The organism is Embleya sp. AB8, assembly GCF_049739465.1.
In the GTDB taxonomy this organism is placed as follows: domain Bacteria; phylum Actinomycetota; class Actinomycetes; order Streptomycetales; family Streptomycetaceae; genus Embleya.
In genome coordinates this window covers 37329-54569 of sequence record NZ_JBMHHY010000013.1, presented here as the reverse complement: position 1 = coordinate 54569, position 17241 = coordinate 37329, and the positions used below count along the sequence as shown (strand labels likewise).

General features: G+C 70.7%; 14 protein-coding genes. 5 read left to right on the top strand and 9 right to left on the bottom strand.

Annotated elements, in window-relative coordinates; translation table 11 throughout:
* Positions 1 to 314 precede the first annotated feature (314 nt).
* Positions 315 to 1202: a hypothetical protein gene (locus ABIA38_RS20245; RefSeq protein ID WP_424640115.1), complete on the top strand. Its 888-nt coding sequence runs from the start codon at positions 315 to 317 to the stop codon at positions 1200 to 1202.
* Entirely contained in the window at positions 1199 to 1489 is a 291-nt protein-coding gene (locus ABIA38_RS20240) for a hypothetical protein (RefSeq protein WP_424640114.1), read from the top strand. The genes ABIA38_RS20245 and ABIA38_RS20240 overlap by 4 nt, the downstream gene beginning before the upstream one ends.
* A 389-nt stretch (positions 1490 to 1878) precedes the next feature.
* On the opposite strand, the gene ABIA38_RS20235 is transcribed toward ABIA38_RS20240, so the two are convergent.
* From ABIA38_RS20235 to ABIA38_RS20225, 3 genes are all read right to left on the bottom strand, one after another.
* Positions 1879 to 2340 carry a peptidoglycan-binding domain-containing protein gene (locus tag ABIA38_RS20235; RefSeq protein WP_424640113.1) on the bottom strand — a complete coding sequence of 154 codons (462 nt, stop codon included), beginning with the start codon at positions 2338 to 2340 and terminating at the stop codon, positions 1879 to 1881.
* A gap of 900 nt (positions 2341 to 3240) precedes the next feature.
* Entirely contained in the window at positions 3241 to 4752 is a 1512-nt protein-coding gene (locus tag ABIA38_RS20230) for an APC family permease (protein ID WP_424640331.1), read from the bottom strand.
* A 137-nt stretch (positions 4753 to 4889) separates the two neighbouring features.
* The gene (locus ABIA38_RS20225; RefSeq protein ID WP_424640112.1) at positions 4890 to 5618 is read right to left on the bottom strand and encodes a TetR/AcrR family transcriptional regulator; all 729 of its coding nucleotides are present in this window, start codon (positions 5616 to 5618) and stop codon (positions 4890 to 4892) included.
* A gap of 150 nt (positions 5619 to 5768) precedes the next feature.
* Between ABIA38_RS20225 and ABIA38_RS20220 the strand changes: the two genes are divergently transcribed.
* Together ABIA38_RS20220 and ABIA38_RS20215 are read left to right on the top strand one after the other, a co-directional pair.
* Positions 5769 to 7016 carry an FAD-dependent monooxygenase gene (locus ABIA38_RS20220; RefSeq protein WP_424640111.1) on the top strand — a complete coding sequence of 416 codons (1248 nt, stop codon included), beginning with the start codon at positions 5769 to 5771 and terminating at the stop codon, positions 7014 to 7016.
* Between the two features lie 125 nt (positions 7017 to 7141).
* Positions 7142 to 8071, top strand: a complete 930-nt coding sequence (locus tag ABIA38_RS20215; RefSeq protein ID WP_424640110.1) for an alpha/beta hydrolase — start codon at positions 7142 to 7144, stop codon at positions 8069 to 8071.
* A 39-nt stretch (positions 8072 to 8110) separates the two neighbouring features.
* Here the strand turns inward: ABIA38_RS20215 and ABIA38_RS20210 are convergent, their stop codons facing one another.
* The 4 genes from ABIA38_RS20210 to valS form a co-directional block, all read right to left on the bottom strand.
* Positions 8111 to 8953, bottom strand: coding sequence for a heme ABC transporter ATP-binding protein (locus ABIA38_RS20210; protein WP_424640109.1), 843 nt, complete (start codon positions 8951 to 8953; stop codon positions 8111 to 8113).
* Complete coding sequence (locus ABIA38_RS20205; RefSeq protein WP_424640330.1) at positions 8953 to 9996, bottom strand: FecCD family ABC transporter permease; 1044 nt, start codon at positions 9994 to 9996, stop codon at positions 8953 to 8955. Before ABIA38_RS20205 ends, ABIA38_RS20210 begins: the two co-directional genes overlap by 1 nt.
* An 87-nt stretch (positions 9997 to 10083) precedes the next feature.
* The gene (locus ABIA38_RS20200) at positions 10084 to 11046 is read right to left on the bottom strand and encodes a heme/hemin ABC transporter substrate-binding protein (protein WP_424640108.1); all 963 of its coding nucleotides are present in this window, start codon (positions 11044 to 11046) and stop codon (positions 10084 to 10086) included.
* 172 nt (positions 11047 to 11218) lie between these two features.
* Complete coding sequence (gene valS / locus ABIA38_RS20195) at positions 11219 to 13828, bottom strand: valine--tRNA ligase (protein ID WP_424640107.1); 2610 nt, start codon at positions 13826 to 13828, stop codon at positions 11219 to 11221.
* Between the two features lie 243 nt (positions 13829 to 14071).
* Between valS and ABIA38_RS20190 the strand changes: the two genes are divergently transcribed.
* Positions 14072 to 14791: a M50 family metallopeptidase gene (locus ABIA38_RS20190; protein WP_424640106.1), complete on the top strand. Its 720-nt coding sequence runs from the start codon at positions 14072 to 14074 to the stop codon at positions 14789 to 14791.
* An 82-nt stretch (positions 14792 to 14873) separates the two neighbouring features.
* Here the strand turns inward: ABIA38_RS20190 and ABIA38_RS20185 are convergent, their stop codons facing one another.
* Together ABIA38_RS20185 and ABIA38_RS20180 are read right to left on the bottom strand one after the other, a co-directional pair.
* The gene (locus tag ABIA38_RS20185; protein ID WP_424640105.1) at positions 14874 to 15308 is read right to left on the bottom strand and encodes an SRPBCC family protein; all 435 of its coding nucleotides are present in this window, start codon (positions 15306 to 15308) and stop codon (positions 14874 to 14876) included.
* Between the two features lie 102 nt (positions 15309 to 15410).
* Positions 15411 to 17195, bottom strand: a complete 1785-nt coding sequence (locus ABIA38_RS20180; RefSeq protein WP_424640104.1) for a TerD family protein — start codon at positions 17193 to 17195, stop codon at positions 15411 to 15413.
* Positions 17196 to 17241 lie beyond the last annotated feature (46 nt).

Sequence of the window (17241 nt, the reverse complement as noted above, 5' to 3'; positions counted from 1 at the left end):
CCCACGTGGAACGCGGTGACGGCCAAGGTCACCGTGGAGCGGGCAGCTCCGCCGGTGGAGTACCTGGTGAACCCCAACTCCCGCTCCCCGTACCTGTCCTGACTGTACGTCACTTCTGAGCGTGGGCGGTGCGATCGACCCGGGAGGGGACGCACCGCCCACCACCCGGCCCCTCCCGTGGCGTCGACCACGCGCGGGCCGGGGTGGTCGTCCGCCTTCGCTAGAGGTGGGCGGCAAAGGCGAGCGCCACGACCCATGAGCAAGGCCGTGGCGTTCGCCCCTTCTCTCGACCACCGAACCGCCTGGAGTAAGTGATGCACCAACCCGACTCACCGCAGACGTCCGGCCGAAGCAACGTCCCGGCGGCGAGGAAGTCGCCGCTGGCCCGAACCATCGCCCTACTCCCCCGACTTCGTGACTGGGCCCGGGTCGCCCACCCCGAAGGGGTGAACGTGGCGAAGGTGTCCTCCGCGTACGGCGAGGACTGGTTGGGCAGCCTGGCGCCTTTGGCGTGGGAAACCGCCGCGCCCACCCTGCCCGTGGGCCCCACCACCCTCAACCTGACCGCCGAGGGCATCGGTCGCCTCGATGGCGCCTTTCACCGCGCGTTCGAGTTCGAGCCGATCGCGGCTGCCGGAGGAAGGACCGCCGTTCTCGGTCAATCGGGCGAATTCGTCGAGGAGTTGGCGGTGTTCGCCGATCAGCGCCGCGCCGGCCTCGACCGGGCCGCGCGCCTCCCGGGCGGGCATCCGTACCGGTCGTTGATCCCCGCGAGCCGCGTCGACGCAGCCATCTCCTCGCCGGCGGCAACGGTGGTGTGGTCGATGGAACCGGGCCATGTCCGCATCGACGCCGAAACCGGCGACCCATGGCTGCTCGGCTGCGGAGTCGCCCCCTCCCACGGGCCGTTCGGGGCGAACCTGGCCGACGTGGTCTCCCGACTCGGGCACCATCGGCTCACCTACCCCGCACTCCGCGAAGCGGTCACCCACTACAACCGGGGCCTGACGACCGTACTCGGCGACGCCGCACCCCACCTGAGCCCGGCCAAGTTCGCCGTACTCCTGGAGGCCGCCGCCACCGGCCCCGTCGGCTCCGAGGCCGGCGAGACGGCGCACTGGGCCGTCGTACGACCGTACGAGTTCGAAATCCTGGTCCCGTTGGGCCTCAAGCACATGTCCGCCACCGGGGAGCCGTCGTGAGTCTCCCCCAACTCACCCCGCAGCACCCGCCGTTCCGACCACATCCGACGTTCCGCCCGTTCGTACCGCACACCCACACGCTGGACGCCGACCACGAACCGGCCGACCCCACCCGGCCGATCACCCTGCGAGCCCTGTACAGCTTCGGCGACCCGACCGGCCGACCCCAACTCGCCGCCGAGACCTGGCACCTGACACTCCCCCAGGCCGCGACCCTGTACCGCATGCTCCGGGACTCACTGCTCGCCGCCGGCCTCGACCCCGAACAACTCGGCGCCACCGTATGAACACCCCGCGTCGAACAAGGCTGGGTCCCGCCAGGCGGAGCCGGGGCGCGAGCGCTGCCCAGGCCCGCACCGACGCCGGACGCCCCCGTGACGCCCGCCATCCGGGTCCCGTGTGCGGTCGGCAAACCGCAGGCACGCCCCGACACCGTCCTCGCCAACCGGCACCCGCGCCGGAGGCGGCGCAACCGGCACGGAGGCCGGCCGCGCCGCCCGGACCGCGACGCCCACCCGTCACGCGACACGGTCAAGCGCAACTGCATCCAACCGGGCTCGAACACTCGCGCGGCATCACCACGCGGGCCGACAAACCCGCCACCGACCACTACCAGGCGGCACTCCGCGTCGTGGCCATCCTCCGGTGGCTCAAGCCCTGAGCCGTCAAAAGCGAACTACTGGTTGCACCAGTCGCGGGCGTTGGCAAGCCCCTTCCAGGCGGCCCTGGTCTTGCGTCCCGCGACGCCGTCGATGCCGCCCGTGTCGGAGCCGAGGGCGACGAGGTAGCGCTGGAGGGCGCGGATGGTGTTGGGGCCGACAGAACCGTCGACGGCTCCGGCGCCGTAGCCGCCATCGTTGAGGAAACTCTGCCATGCCTTCCAGCTGTTGGAGCCGAGCCGGCCGTCGATCGTGCCGGGGTCGTATCCGGCGCTACGCACGAAGCACTGAACGCGCTTGCCTTCGCCGGTGTTCAGGCCGAGGTTGTTGACGGCCTGGATGCTGACGCTCCGGGCGGTGGGGACCTGCTCGGCGGCAGGTGCGGCGCCGGCCGTGGTCGCGCCGGCGAGGGTGCCGATGCTGAGGGCGGCGGCTGTGAGGGTTCCCAACAGCGCTTTCGTGAGTGTCTTCGATGCCATGTGCGTTCTCCCCCAATACGAGAGTGACTCGGATGGTGACGGCGCTTCCGCCGGTCGTTGTTGATGAACCGGTGGCGCCGGGTGCAAGCGTTTTGTGAGCCCTGGTCAACGTTGCGAGATTGCCGAGCACGCCTGACCGTCGGTTCGATCGCGAACCGCAGCCCCGTGATGCCCGACCTCGGCCGACTCCCTGTCGCGCTGGGCCGGTTGCCGGTGCCGGTGTCGGTGCCGGTGCCGGTCGTCCGACCCGGCGTGGCCACCAACCTAGAATGCTTGGCCGCGACGAGCCTCAACCCGGCGGTGGCACTACGGCCTCAACTCCCGCGGTACCGGGGCCGGCCGCTGCAACTCCAGCGATAGACCGCCGGCTCGCCCCGCAGGTCTTCCCTCCCGAGCCGGTGCCGGCCGGCCCGCCCGCCGCCGCTGCCACCGCCACCGCCGCCGCCGCCGCCGGAGAAGCCGATTCGGCGTCAACCGGGCGAAGTTGGCGTGATGTCGGCGTCAAGCTGCGCTTTCGCCTCGATAATCGGAATCGGGCACAGCACGCGGAAGGTGGAGATGTGATGGGCGAGAAGCCGGTGGCGTCGAGGGGCGACACGCGGGAACCTCGGCGGCGAAGCAATCCGCCTCGCAAGGACTGGAAGAATTCCTTCGAGCACTGGGACGACACTCCGCACGACTGGAAGGCGGAAGGCCCGGATCTGTTTCAGTGCGGAGAGTGCGGGTTTCGGGCCTCCGGCATTCCGGTGCCGCCGACGCGCTGACGTGCGCGCGAAAAGAGCGGGTGGGCCGAACCGGCCCACCCGCTTACCGGCCCACCCGCTCACCGGGTCACCGGGTCACCCGGGTCACCCCAGGTCACCCGCTCACCCGGTCCCGTTCCATCTCCGACTCGCTCGCTCAGTCCTCCTCCGGCACCAGCACCGGCGTGTCCCGCTTGAGGATCTCGCCGCGGAAGAACGCCGGGCTCACGATCCGGCGGATCTCCATCAACACCGCGCCCAGCACCAACAACCCCACGCCGATGATGAACACGCTGCCCACCCCCGCGACCTTGTTGCCGGCGCCGTAGTTCGGGTCGGCCACGTCGATCAGCGTCTTTATGAAGATGGTCCCCAGCATCAGCCCGCCGAGCGCCGGCATGATGCCCTTCACCAGCAACTCGCGGAAATCACGCGAGAGATCCTTGCGGAAATACCACACGCAGGAAAACGCGGTCAGCGAGTAGTAGAAGCAGATCATCAGGCCGAGCGCGTAGATCGTGTCGGTGAGCACGTTCTGCGAGAGGATCGTCATCACCGTATAGAACACGCCGGTCGCGACACCCGCCGTAACAGTCGCGAAGCCCGGTGTCTTGAACCGCGGATGTACGCGCGAGAACACCTTCGGCACCGCCTCGTACGCGCTCATCGACAACAACGTCCGCGCCACCGGGATGAACGTGGTCTGCAAGCTGGCCACCGAACTGGCCAGTACCGCGATGAACATCAGGATGCCCAGGTGCGAACCCATCACCGGATTGGCCAACTTCGCGAAGATGTTGTCCTCTTCCTCGTTGTTCAGGCCGAGTCCGGTGGTCCCGGTGCCCGCGTACATCAGCGTGGCCACGCCGGTCATCAGGTAGGCCACCACGATGAACAGAACCGAGATGATCGCGGCCCGCCCGGGGACCTTGGGCCCGCCGGCGGTCTCCTCGTTGATGCTCAGTGCGGTGTCCCAACCCCAATACATGAAGATGGACAACGACAATCCCGCCGTCAGCGCGGCGAAACTGCCGATCGCGAACGGGTTGAACCAATCCAGCGAGAACGAGATCGAGGTCGGCACATCGCCGGCCGAGGCCTTGCCGATCGCCATCACGATGAACAGTGCGAGCACCGCGAGTTGGAGCGCGACCAGCACGTACTGGACCCGCTTGGTCACCGTCATCCCGCGATAGCTGATCGCGGTGGCGATCGCGATGAAGACGAGACACGTGGGGACGTGCACCCACTTGTTGTCGTCCAGGTTCTTCACCCAGTCGCTGCTGAACCCCTCGCCGAGCGCGAGATAGAAGAACGACGTGCCGATCCCGGCCAGGTTGGACAGCACGATGACCGTGGCCATCACCAGGCCCCAGCCACACATCCAACCCACGCGCGGGCCGAAGGCCTTGACCGTCCAGGTGAACGAGGTACCGGCGTCCGGCACGGCCTTGCTGAGCTCGCGGTACGCGAAGGCGACGAGCAACATCGGGATGAAGCCGACCAGGAAGATCGCCGGAGCGTGCGTGCCGACCTTGTTGACCGTGGGGCCCAGCGCACCGGTGAGGGTGTACACCGGCGCCACCGTGGAGATGGCGACGACCACACTCCCCAGCAGACCGATGGAATTTCGGTTCAGCCCCTTGTCCTTGAGATCGGGCTCCGGCAGGTAGTGCGACTCCCCGACCCGGTGGTGCCTATCGCCCCTTTGGCGCACGTGCTCATTACTCACAAGCGAACAGACTAAGTCAGGATGAAACGACTTTTGACCAAGGGGGTCGGGAACGATCGGGTGAGTCGCCCATGTCACTCGTTGGGGCTTTTCCCGGAGGGCCGTAGGGCCGAATCGCCCAGCATGCCGGCCAGGAGTTCGGCCACCCCGGTACGGATCTCCGCACGCGAGGGCGGCGTCGCCCACCCCGCGCCGGCGATCGAGTCGAACATCACCCCCTCGCACCACGCGATCAGGAAACGCCCGTGCCGCTCGGGCTCGGGCGAGCCGAGCCCGGCCAACATCGCGACCGCCGCCGAGCGGAACGCGACACCGGCCCCGTCGTACACCCCGCGCAGCTCGGGACGCCGGGTCGCCTCCAGGGCCAGTTCGTAGCGGGCGATCTTCTGGTCACGCCCGTCCCTGATCGCAACGCTCACGATCTCCGCGATCAGATCGGCCAGGTCATCCAAGTCGCCCAGGTCCGCCAGGTCGGCCGCAGCCCCCGGCAGTACGGCGGCCGGCTCGCCGCCCTCGGCCAACACGGGTCCGAACTCCCCCGCCTCCAGTGCGGTCATCCGGGCCAGCGCGACCTCCAGGAGCGCGACGCGCGTGCGCGCGTAGTAGGAGGTCGACCCGGGCGGCAGCCCGGCGGCCTCGTCCACGGCGCGATGGGTCAGGCCACGCATGCCGCGCTCGACGAGCAGACGGATCGCGGTGTCGCCGATCAGGAGCAGGCGATCGGGATTGCTACGGCTGCTGCGGGGACCGACGCCGGGGCCGGAGCCGACGCCGGGACTGGTGTTGCGGTTGGCGGTGGTCATGGGAGCAGCCTAGCGATCTCGCTACACCTGTAGAGCGGACAGCCACTACAGGTGTAGAGTCACGATCGTTCGGCCGACCTCTACATCTGTAGTGGACGTCGGCAGGAGTGGAAGTCGGAATCGGCAGGATTCGAAACCTTGGGGAGAGCCATGTCCGTCACCAAGCCCACCAAGCCCACCGAGCCCACCGAGAGCGCCAAGCCCACCGAGGGCACCACGCCCACCGAGCCCACCGCCCCCGAAGCGATCGTCGTCGGCGCCGGCCCCGGCGGGCTCGCCGCCGCCACCGCGCTCCACCGGGCCGGCTGGTCCGTCCGGGTCCTGGAACGCAGCGCCACCCTCGAACCGATCGGCGCCGCGATCGTCGTCGCGCCGAACGGGCTGCGCGCCCTCGACCGGATCGGGGCGGGCGGGCCGCTGCGTGGGCTGGCCGCCATCAAGGGTGCGGCGGAGTTGCGCCGGCCCGACGGTCGGGTACTCGCGCCCACCAGCAGTGAGGCGTTCGTCGCCCGGTTCGGCGAGCCGATGGTGGTCGCGGCGCGGGCCGACCTGATGCGGGTGCTGCTCGCGGGGCTGCCGGCGGACACCCTGCGTACCGGGACGACCGTACTCGGCGTCGAGCCTGGCGATCGGAATCGGCGGGCCGAGGTGACCACGACCACCGGCACGCTGACCGCCGATCTGGTGGTCGGCGCCGACGGGATCCGATCGCCGATCCGCGGCGCGCTCTTCCCCGCGCACCCGGGACCTCGGTACGCCGGGTTCACCACGTGGCGGGCGATCGTGTCCGAACCGGGCGGCGTCCCGGGCGAGACGTGGGGGCGCGGCCTGGTCTTCGGCACGATGCCGTTGGCCGACGGCCGGACCTACTGGTACGCAACGGCCAACCGCCCGGAGGGTACCGAGCACCACGACGAACGGGCCGAACTGCTGCGGCTGTACCGGGACTTCCACGCGCCCATCGCGCAACTGATCGCCGCCACGCCCACCGACCGGATCCTGCACCTGGACGTGCACGAGATGGCCGAACCGCTGCCGGCCCACCATGCCGGCCGGGTCGTACTGATCGGCGACGCCGCGCACCCGATGACGCCCAACCTCGGCCAGGGCGGCAACCAGGCGTTGGAGGACGCGATCGAACTGGCCGACGTACTCGCGGGGTTGACCGCCGATCAGGTGGTCGACGCGCTGCCGACGCACACCGCGCGCCGGGCGGCCCGGACCGCCGAGGTGGTCCGCAAGTCGCGCAAGCTCGGCGCGATGGCCCAGTGGGAGAACCGCGGCGCGGTCGCGCTGCGCGACACGCTGCTGCGGGTGGCCGGTCGGCTGGCCCCGGACGCGCCGCTGCGGCCGTTGGACTCGGTGCTGTCGTGGCGACCGCCGGTGCGCGCGGCGTGAGTTGCGGCCGTCGCGGTCCGAGACCGATGGTCGCGGTCCGGGCCCGAGGTGGGTTCCCCCTTCCGGAGAAGCGTCGTACATTCCGTACCGCCCGGTACGGATGTCGTCGACGAAGGGGGAACGTGGTGTCCATCGACCCGCAGCTCGCGGAATTGCTCACGGTCATGCCGGAGGACCTGTTCGTCGGTGACGCGGCGACCGCCCGCGCGACCATCGACGCCGGCATCGGGTTGTTGCCGGTGATGACCGAGTTGGCCCGGGTCGAGGACCGCACCATCCCCGGCGCCGTCGACGCACGACCCGCGCGTGTGTATCGGCCGTCGACCGAACCCGGGCTGCCGGTAACCCTGTTCTTCCACGGCGGCGGCTTCGTGATCGGCGGGCTGAGCAGCCATGACGCACTCGCCCGGCGGATCGCCCGGCACGCGGAGAGCATCGTGGTCTCCGTGGACTATCGACTCGCCCCGGAATTCCCCTTCCCGGCCGCGATCGAGGACGCCTTCGCCGCCTACCGGTGGATCCGCGAACATGCCACCGAACTCGGCGGCGACCCCACCCGGATCGCCCTCGCCGGGGACAGCGCCGGCGCCACGCTGTCCGCGACGATCTGCCTGCTCGCCCGCGAACACGGCCTGCCACAACCGGCATTGCAACTGCTCTGGTATCCCACGACCGGCATCGAGGACACCCCGTCCCGGGCCGAGAACGCCCACGCGCCGCTGCTCACCGCCGACTCGATCGTGTGGTTCATGGGCCACTACTTCGGCGGACGCGAGGGCGCCGAACTCGGCCCGTACGGCCCATACGCGGCGATCGGCACGATCGTGGACCTGTCCGGCCTGGCCCCGGCACACGTGGTGCTCGCCGGCCACGATCCGCTGCGCGACGAAGGCGCGGACTACGCCGTCCGGTTGCGCGCGGCGGGCAACCCGGTCCACTGCGAGCTGTTCGAGGACATGGTGCACGGCTTCATGAGCTTCGTGGACCTGATCCCACGCTGCGAGGAGTGCGCGGCGGGATCCTTCGCGGCACTGCACAAGGCTTTGCACGCATAGCCACCGGGGAGTTCCGGGGTCTGCGCAGCTAGTGCCGCACTAGCGCGACGGCAGGATCAGCAACTCGTCCGTCCCCGGACGCCGCAGTACCTCGACCGGGTGGCCGTACAGCTCGGAGAGCACCGGCGCGGTGCATACGTCGTCCGGCCGACCGCACGCCACCAGACGGCCGTTGGCCAGCAGCGCGATGCGATCCGCGTACGCGGCGGCCAGGTTGAGGTCGTGCAGCACGATCACCACCGCGTCGCCGCGTCGGGCCCGCGCCCGGGCCAGCCGCAATACGTCCTCGGTGTGCTTGAGGTCGAGCGCGGCGGTGGGCTCGTCCAGGAACAGTACGGGCGCACCCTGCGCCAATACGCGGGCGAGCGAGACCCGGGCCCGCTCGCCGCCGGACAACGACGGGTAGACCCGATCGGCCAGATGCGCCACGTCCGTCTCCGCCAGGCAGCGGGCCACGATCGTGTCCTCGGACTCGGACTCGGACCCGGACCCGTCGTTCGGCAACCCCGCGTGCGGCGCGCGGCCCATCCGGACCACCTCGTCCACCGTGAAGGGGAAGGACAATGTCACGCTCTGCGGCAACACTCCGCGGCGCAGCGCGAGTTCGCGCTGCGAGTAGTCGGTCAACGGCCGATCGGCGATCCGTACGGTGCCGTGATGCGGGGTCAGATCGCCGGTGAGCAGGCCGAGGAGGGTGGATTTGCCGGCGCCGTTGGGGCCGAGTACGGCGACGATCTCGCCGTGTCGCACGGTCAGCGAGACGCCGTCGACCAACTTGCGGCCGGCGATGGCGAAGGTGACGTCCTCGGCCTCGACGCCGATCGTGCCGGCCTCGGGCGCGGTCCGCGGCGCCGTGATCCGGTTCCGGGCGAGCAGCCTCATCAGGCCCAACCTCCTTGCCGGGAACGGGTCCTGCGCAACAACCACAGGAAGAAGGGCGCCCCGATCAGCGCGGTGAGCACGCCGAGCGGAACCTCCTTGGGCATCGCGATGGTACGCGCCGCCAGGTCGGCGCCGACGGTGACCAGCGCGCCGAGCACGGCACTCGCGGGCAGCAGCAGGCGATGCCGGGGACCGGCGATCAACCGGATGATGTGCGGAACGACCAGGCCCACGAAGGTGATCACGCCGGCGGCGGCCACGGCGGCGCCGACCAGGGTCGCGCTGAGCACGACCACCACGACCCGGACCCGCTCGGTGTCCACGCCCAGGTGTCGGGCGCCGCGTTCGCCGAGCGCCATGATGTCCAACGCCCGGGCGTACCTGGGCAGTACCAGCAGGCCGACCAGCGCGAAGGGCGCCAGGGCGCCGATGATCGGCCAGCTCGCGCCACCGACACTGCCCAGGTTCCAGAAGGTGATGCTGCGCAGTTCGGCATCGTCGGCGACGAACGTGAACAGCCCGATCGCCGCGCCCGCGAGGGCGTTGATCGCGATGCCGGTGAGCACGAGGGTGACCACCTCGGTACGGCCGTCCGAGCGGGAGAGCAGATAGACGAAGAGTGTGGTGAGCAGGCCGCCGGCGAAGGCGAACGCGGTCACCGTCCAGGAGCCGAACGTGGACACGCCCAGCACGATCGCGCCGACCGCGCCCAGTGCCGCGCCCGAGGACACACCGATCACGCCGGGTTCGGCGAGCGGATTGCCGAACACCCCCTGCATCGCCGCCCCGGCGCAGCCCAGACACGCGCCGACCATGATGCCGAGCACGATGCGCGGGAAGCGGATGTTCCACAACACGGCCTCGTTGGCCTGCGACACCTGGCCGACGTCCAGGCCGAGGTGTTGCAGCGCCGAGGAGAGCACCTGGTCGGAGGGGATGTCGTAGGCACCCATCCCGGCCGAGACGACGCTGACCGCGACCAGGAGCAGGATGAGGGTCGGCATCAGCCAACGCCCGTGTGCGCGTGGCTTCGCCGTCACCAGGGGTGTGGTTGCCTCGAGTTCGGCCGCCGTTGCGCTCGGTTTCGCTTCTCCGGTGGGCTCTTGACGTCCCGTCACCGTGGCCACGGGCTAACCGTGCAACAGGTCGACGAGCTTGTTCAGGGCGACCCCGGCGGTCGGGCCGCCGCCGCCCAGTTCCAGGTCGTCCATCGCGACGACCTTGCGGTGTTGGCCGGCCGGGGTCTGCGCGACGCCGGGCAGTTTGAGTACGCCGTCGATGCCGCCGACCGAGTCCAGGCCCTTCTGGAAGACCAGGATCACGTCGGGCTTGGCCGCCACCATCGACTCGGGGGTCAGCGCGGCGGACATCTGCACGCCCAGTTCGGTGCCGGTGTCGATACCGCCGGCGGCGGTGATCATGCTGTCCGGGCCGAGACCCTTGCCGCCGATCTGGTACAGGTTGGCCTGGCCGCGGATGTAGAGGAACGCCACCCGCGGCTTGGTGGTCGCCTGGGCGCCCTTCGCCTTGGCGGCGGCGAGTTCGCCGGCGGTCTTGTCGGCCATTTCCCGGCCCTTGTCCGGCACGCCGAGCGCGGTGGCGATCGTGGTGATCCGGGTGATCGCGTCCTCGGGCTTGCTGCTGTCCGGGATCAGCACGATCGGCACGCCGGCGGCCTTGAGCTGGTCGATCGCGGTACGCGGGCCGACCGAGGCGCTGCCGATCGCGACCGTGGGCCGCTGGGCGAGGATGCCCTCGGGGTTGAGGGAGCGCGAGTTGCCGAAGGTCGGTTTGCCCTTGCTCTCCGGCAACACCGCGCCCGAGGAGTCCACGCCGACCACGTTCGAGGCGAGCCCGAGGGCGTAGACCGTCTGCGCGATGTCGCCGCCGAGCGGCACGACCCGGCTTGCGTCCTTGACCGTGACCTTGCCCATCGTGGTGTCCACGGTGGCGGGCAGCGCCGACGCCGCCCGGTCGGAGCCGCCCGCCTTGCCGTCGGACTTCTTGTCGTCGTCGCCACCGCACGCCGTGGCGAACGCGGTGAGGGAGAGGACGGCCGCGGCCACCTTCAGACTGGTACGACGCAGACGCATCCGGCGGCCTTTCGAGCTGTGGAGTGAGCGGACAGAGGGCTCGCCAGACTCGTAATATTAGGCAAGCCTTGCCTTGTCCTACTCCGCAACATAAAGGTGAGGCTTGCCTAACTTCAAGCCCGCGTCGGGTGGACAACGTCACATGGGCACCCGGTGCCACTCTGATGGCCGGTCAGCTCGACGACTCCGCGAGGGTGACGTCGACGGTAAGCGGTCCGGTCGCCGGCACCGTGTCGATCCGGGCGATGTGCCCGGCCGCACGCAGGTCGGACTCGATCGGCGCGAGTCGGGCCAGCGCGGCCGGATCACCGGTCACCGTGACGGCGGCCACCTCGGCGCGCATCGACACCCGGGCGGCGGACTTGGCCTTGCGCACCCCGGCGATCACCTCGGACGCGGCGCCGAGCAGCGCCCGGTCGGCCGGCGCCGCCTCGGGGGTGGGCCAGCTCGCCCGATGCACCGAACCGGGCTGCCACCACGACCAGACCTCCTCGGTCGCGAACGGCAGTACCGGCGCCAACAACCGCAGCAGCACGGACAGCGCACCGGCCAGGGTGGCCCGGGCCGAGGCGGCCCCGGCCTCGGTGCCGGCCTCGCCGTACGCGCGGGCCTTGACCAGTTCCACGTAGTCGTCGCAGAAGTACCAGAAGAACCGCTCGGTCCGCTCCAGGGCGCGCGCGTAGTCGTAGTCCTCGAACGCCTCGCCCGCCGCCCGGGCCACCTCGGCCAACTCGGCGAGGAGCGCGAGGTCGAGCGGCTCGGTGACCGCGTCGGGCTGCTCGGCCGCGCCGATCGAGAGCACGAACCGGCCCACGTTGAGCAGCTTGATCGCCAGCCGTCGGCCGACCTTCATCTGACCGACGTCGAACGCGGTGTCCACGCCCGGCCGACCGCTCGCCGCCCAGTAGCGCAACGCGTCCGAACCGTGTTGCGCCAACAGGTCGATCGGAGTGACCACGTTGCCCTTGGACTTGGACATCTTCTTGCGGTCCGGATCCAGGATCCACCCGGAGATCGCCACGTGCCCGAACGGCAGACTCTCCTGCTCGCGGTCGGCGCGGACGACGGAGGAGAACAGCCAGGTACGGATGATCTCGTGCGCCTGGGGGCGTAGATCCATCGGGAACACCCGGGCGAACAGGTCCTCGTCCCGACCCCAACCGCCGGCGATCTGCGGGGTCAGCGAGGAGGTGGCCCACGTGTCCATCACGTCCGGGTCGCCGACGAACCCGCCCGGCACGCCGCGTTGTTCGGCCGTGTAACCGGCCGGCACGTCGGTGTACGGGTCGATCGGGAGGTCCGCCTCGGCCGGGCGCAGCGGCGCGTCGTACCGTGGCAGACCGTCCGCGTCGAGCGGATACCACACCGGCACCGGGACGCCGAAGTAGCGCTGTCGGCTGATCAGCCAGTCGCCGTTGAGGCCCTCCACCCAGTTGTCGTAGCGGATCTTCATGTGTGCGGGATGCCAGGTCAACTCGGCGCCCCTGGCCAGGAGTCGGGCCCGAAGCCCGCCGTCGCGTCCGCCGTTGCGCAGGTACCACTGCCGGGTGGTGACGATTTCGAGCGGCTTGTCGCCCTTCTCGTAGAACTTGACGGCGTGTGTGATCGGCTTGGGCTCGCCGACGAGTTCGCCGCTCTCGCGCAACATCGCGACGATTCGCTCCCGCGCGGTGAACACGGTCGCGCCGGCCAGGCGCGCGTAGGCCTCGACCGCCTCGGGGGCGTCGATCCCGGCGGGCGGTTCGGCCCGGAAGCGGCCGTCCCAGCCGAGCACGGCCCGGGTGTCCAGGTGCAGTTCGCGCCACCAGGTGACGTCGGTGGTGTCGCCGAACGTGCACACCATGGCCAGCCCCGAGCCCTTGTCCGGGTCGGCCAGCGGGTGGGCGTACACCGGAACGGCCACGTGGAACAGCGGTGTCCGCACCTTGCACCCGAACAGGTGGGCGTAGCGCGGGTCGTCGGGATGCGCGACCAGGGCCACACAGGCGGGCAACAACTCGGGCCGGGTGGTGGCGATTTCGAGGGCGTCGCCGCCGGGCGCGCGGAACACCAGGCGGTGGAAGGCGCCGGGGCGTTCGCGGTCCTCGAGTTCGGCCTGGGCGACCGCGGTGCGGAAGGTGACGTCCCAGAGGGTGGGGGCCTCGGCGAGATAGGCCTCTCCGCGGTCGAGGTTGCGGAGGAAGGCGCGTTGGGACGCGGTACGGGAGACCGCGTCGATGGTCTGGTAGGTCAGCGTCCAGTCGACGGAGAGGCCGAGCAGGCGCCACAGCTCCTCGAACGCCTTCTCGTCCTGCCGGGTGAGCTGCTCGCAGAGTTCGATGAAGTTGCGCCGGGAGACCGGGATTTGCGAGCCGGCGACCTTGCCGGATTTACCGGACTTACCGGGCTTGCCGGGTCCGGTGGATTCGGTGGGTTCGCCCGGTGGGACGAAATGCTCGTCGTACGGCAGAGCCGGATCGCAGCGCACGCCGAAGTGGTTCTGGACGCGGCGTTCGGTGGGCAGGCCGTTGTCGTCCCAACCCATCGGGTAGAAGACTTCACGTCCGCGCATGCGGCGGTAGCGGGCGATCGTGTCCGTGTGGGTGTACGAGAACACGTGGCCGACATGGAGGGATCCGCTGACCGTGGGCGGCGGGGTGTCGATCGAATAGACGTCCGCGCGGGGCCTGCTGCGGTCGAAGCGGTATACGCCCGTCTCGTCCCAGACGCGCGACCATTTTGCTTCCAGCCCGTCGAGGGTGGGCTTGTCGGGCATGCGGGGGGAACCGGAGAGGGCGACCATGCCCCCGGAGCGTACCGGGCGGGTGGGCGTGGTTCGAACCGTTTGGGGGCGGGCGGTGTCGCGGGCGGTCGGGCGGCGCAGCGCGGGAATGGTCGCGAAGCGCGGGAGTGGTCGTGCAGCGCGGAAGTGGTCACGAAGCGACAGTCGCGTCACGGGAAGGTTTGCGGGCGGCCCGGGGGTCTTCGTGGGCGGTAGCGTTCGAGGTGGGGGGTCGGGGTTTGGGTCAGGGACGAGAGGGGCGGCGTGAGCAGTGTCGACGCGGTGTCGTTGCGGGATCTGTGGGGCCGGGTGGTCGGGACTCAGCCGGATCCGCCGAGTTGGCTCGCGCTGGTGACCGGGGCGGTCGCGGTCGTGGTGGTGCTGTATCGGCCCACCTGGCGGCCGTTGCGGACCGTTGTGACGATCGCGCACGAGGGTGGGCACGCGATGGTGGCGTTGCTCATGGGGCGGCGGTTGTCGGGGATCCGGCTGCACTCGGATACCTCGGGGGTGACCGTCTCGGTGGGCAAACCGACCGGTCTCGGGATGGTGTTCACCGCGATGGCCGGCTACATCACGCCCTCGCTCCTGGGCGCGGGTGGCGCGGCGCTGCTCGCGGGGGCGCACATCACCATGGTGTTGTGGGTGGCGTTGGTGTTGCTCGCGCTGATGTTCATCGCGATACGCAACTGGTTCGGCGCACTGGTGCTGCTGGTGACCGGTGGCGTGATCTTCGCGATCTCGTGGCTGACCAGTGCCCGGACCCAGGCGGCGTTCGCCTACCTGTTGGTGTGGTTCCTGTTGGTCGCCGGGGTGCGGCCGGTCTTCGAGCTTCAGCAGATGCGCAGCCGCGGGCGCGCGCCCTGGTCGGACGCGGACCAGTTGGCCGAGTTGACCCGGGTGCCGGGGGCCGTGTGGGTCGCGTTCTTCGGGCTCGTCTCGGCCGCCGCGCTGGGCATCGGGGCCGGGTCGTTGCTCACCTGAGCGGCGGGGCGATCGGGCACCCGGGCGCCGCCGGGCGGCCCCACCTCGTGGTGGCGGCCGCCCGGCGGTGTGCGGCGTACGGTCAGAGCGCGTCGGGCAGCTTCGCGAGTACACCGTCGTAGATCCGCTTGAGGCCCGCCGGCGCGAACGTCTTCTCGAAGAAGCCGCCGATGCCGCCCGCCCCGTTCCACACCGTGACGATCTCGACCCGGCTGCCCGTACCGGCCGACGACACCGTCCAGGTGGTGACCATCGACGAGTTGGCGTCGGTCTCCACCAGGGTCAGCGCGGCCGGCTGGGTGACCGTCACCAGGCAGTCGCGCGAGCGCTTGCTGGTGGCCTGGAGCCGCCAGTGGGCGACCGTACCGGCGCCCTTGCCGCCCTCGCGGACGTCGAATTCCGAGAAGTGCTCGGTGAGCAGCTTGGGCCGCACGTCCGCGTAGTCCGCCACGGCCGCGAAAACCGCTTCCGGTTCCGCCGCCACGGTCGTCTGTGCGGTTGCCCTGACCTGCGCCATGACCACTCCTTGCCCTCGATTGCTGTCGGCCGGGTCAAGCAAACCACTCCGCCGCCCGCGTACCGAATCGCGCCCCGGTTACCCGCCGGTCGGCGACATGTCTCAGGCGATCTCCACGCCGTACGACTCGGCCAGGCCGGCCAGGTCGAACTCGTAGCCCTGGCCCTCGGTCCGAAACTTCCAGCCCGCGCCCCGGCGGTAGAACGTGCCGAGCAGCAACACCCGTTCGACCGTGGCGGCGTCGAGCACCGAGCGGACGAACGAGGTGGCCTGGAACGGCGCGACGTCGAGTTCGATCGGCCCGACCGCCGCGAAAGTGCTCTCCCCGTCGACGGCGGCGGCGATCACGACGCGATGTATCTCACTCGGCAGCGCGGGCAATTCCAGCGTGACGGTCTGCTCGGCGGGGCCGGACGCGTCCAGGACGACCGTCTCCAGCGGGCTGGCCGGCTGGTTCCAGAAGACGAAGTCGGCATCGCCGCGTACCCGTTCGTTCCCGTCGAGGAGGAAGGCCACCAGGTCGAGGTCCTCGTCCGGGCGGTCCCAGGCCCAGGACGCGTTGAGCGTCCAGCGGCCGGGGGCGGCACCGCCGGGTAGTTCGACGGTGCCGCCGCGTGGCAGGTGGCCGGCGCCGGGGGTCGGCGGTGCCTCGGCGAGTGACGCGCGCCACTCGGCTTCGGTCAGGCAGGTCGCGCCGAACCCCTCGGCCCGGGCGATCCGGGGATCGTTCGCCGCACCGGGCAGGACCACGACGGTGTCCACCGTCGAGGTGAGGTTGATCCGCAGGCGGGCGCCGGAGTCGAGGACGAGTTGGCGGACCCGGCCGCCGTCCAGGTGCTCGTCACGGCCCTGGAGGACCAGGACCTGACGGACCGTGGGGTCGGCAGCGGGGACGGCGGGCGGTGGGGCGGGCTCCGCACGCGGCGGGGGCACTGCCGGTGGAGCCGACGCGGCGCGCGGCGTCCCCGGTCGGACCCGGGCCAACAGCCGTACGTACGTGGTCTCGTCGATCACCGGCGTGCCGAGGTGGGCGGCCTTGCGGTTCTTGCCGCTGCCGCTGGTGGGGTCGTTGGTGACCAGGAGCGAGGTCTGCCCGCTGACGGAGGTCGTCGGGTACAGCCCGGCCTCGGTCGCGCGGCGGGCCAACTCCTCGCGCGACTCCCGGCTTTCGCCGGTGAACGCCACCCGCATCCCCTGGACCAGGCCGGTCGCGAGGTCGAGCCGGCCCGGATTGCGCCACGGGGAGGGCGACTTGGCCGGCCCGGCCTCGGTCGGCCGCCGGGCGCCGGCCGCGCGGCGTTGTCCGGGGCCGCTCCCGGGCGCGGTCAGCGGCAGCGGCAGGCCCGCGCCGGCCGCCTCGTGCAGGCTGTACCGGAAGACCTCGGCGAGCACCCGGGCGTCGTCCACCGCGTCGTGCGCGTGCAGTTGGCGGACCCGGTAGTGCGCGGCGAGGGTGGCCAACCGGTAGTCGTCGACCGGCAGTTCCAGATGCCTGGCGAGCGCCATCGTGCACAACCGGCGCTCCATCGGCAACCCGACGTCCAGGCGGGCGTACTCGGCGGCCAGCATCTTCCAGTCGAACGGCGCGTTGTGCGCGACGAACACACGCCCGGTCAGATACTCGGCCAACTCGTCCGCGACCCGCTCGAACGTGGGCGCCCCGGCCGGCATTTCGGCGGTGAGCCCGTGAATGTGCACGGGTCCGGGATCCCGCCCCGGATCCACCAGCGTGGACCACCGATCGGTCACCTCGCCCGCCCGGTCCAACACCTCGACGGCGACCGAGACGACCCGATCCGAACCCCGCAACCCGGTCGTCTCCACATCGACCACGGCGTAGTCGCTCGGATAGTCGGCGGGCCAGGTCGCGAGTGGTGTGACTGTCACTCCCGGACCGTACAACGCACCGGCGGGAAGGGGGCGGACGGGATCC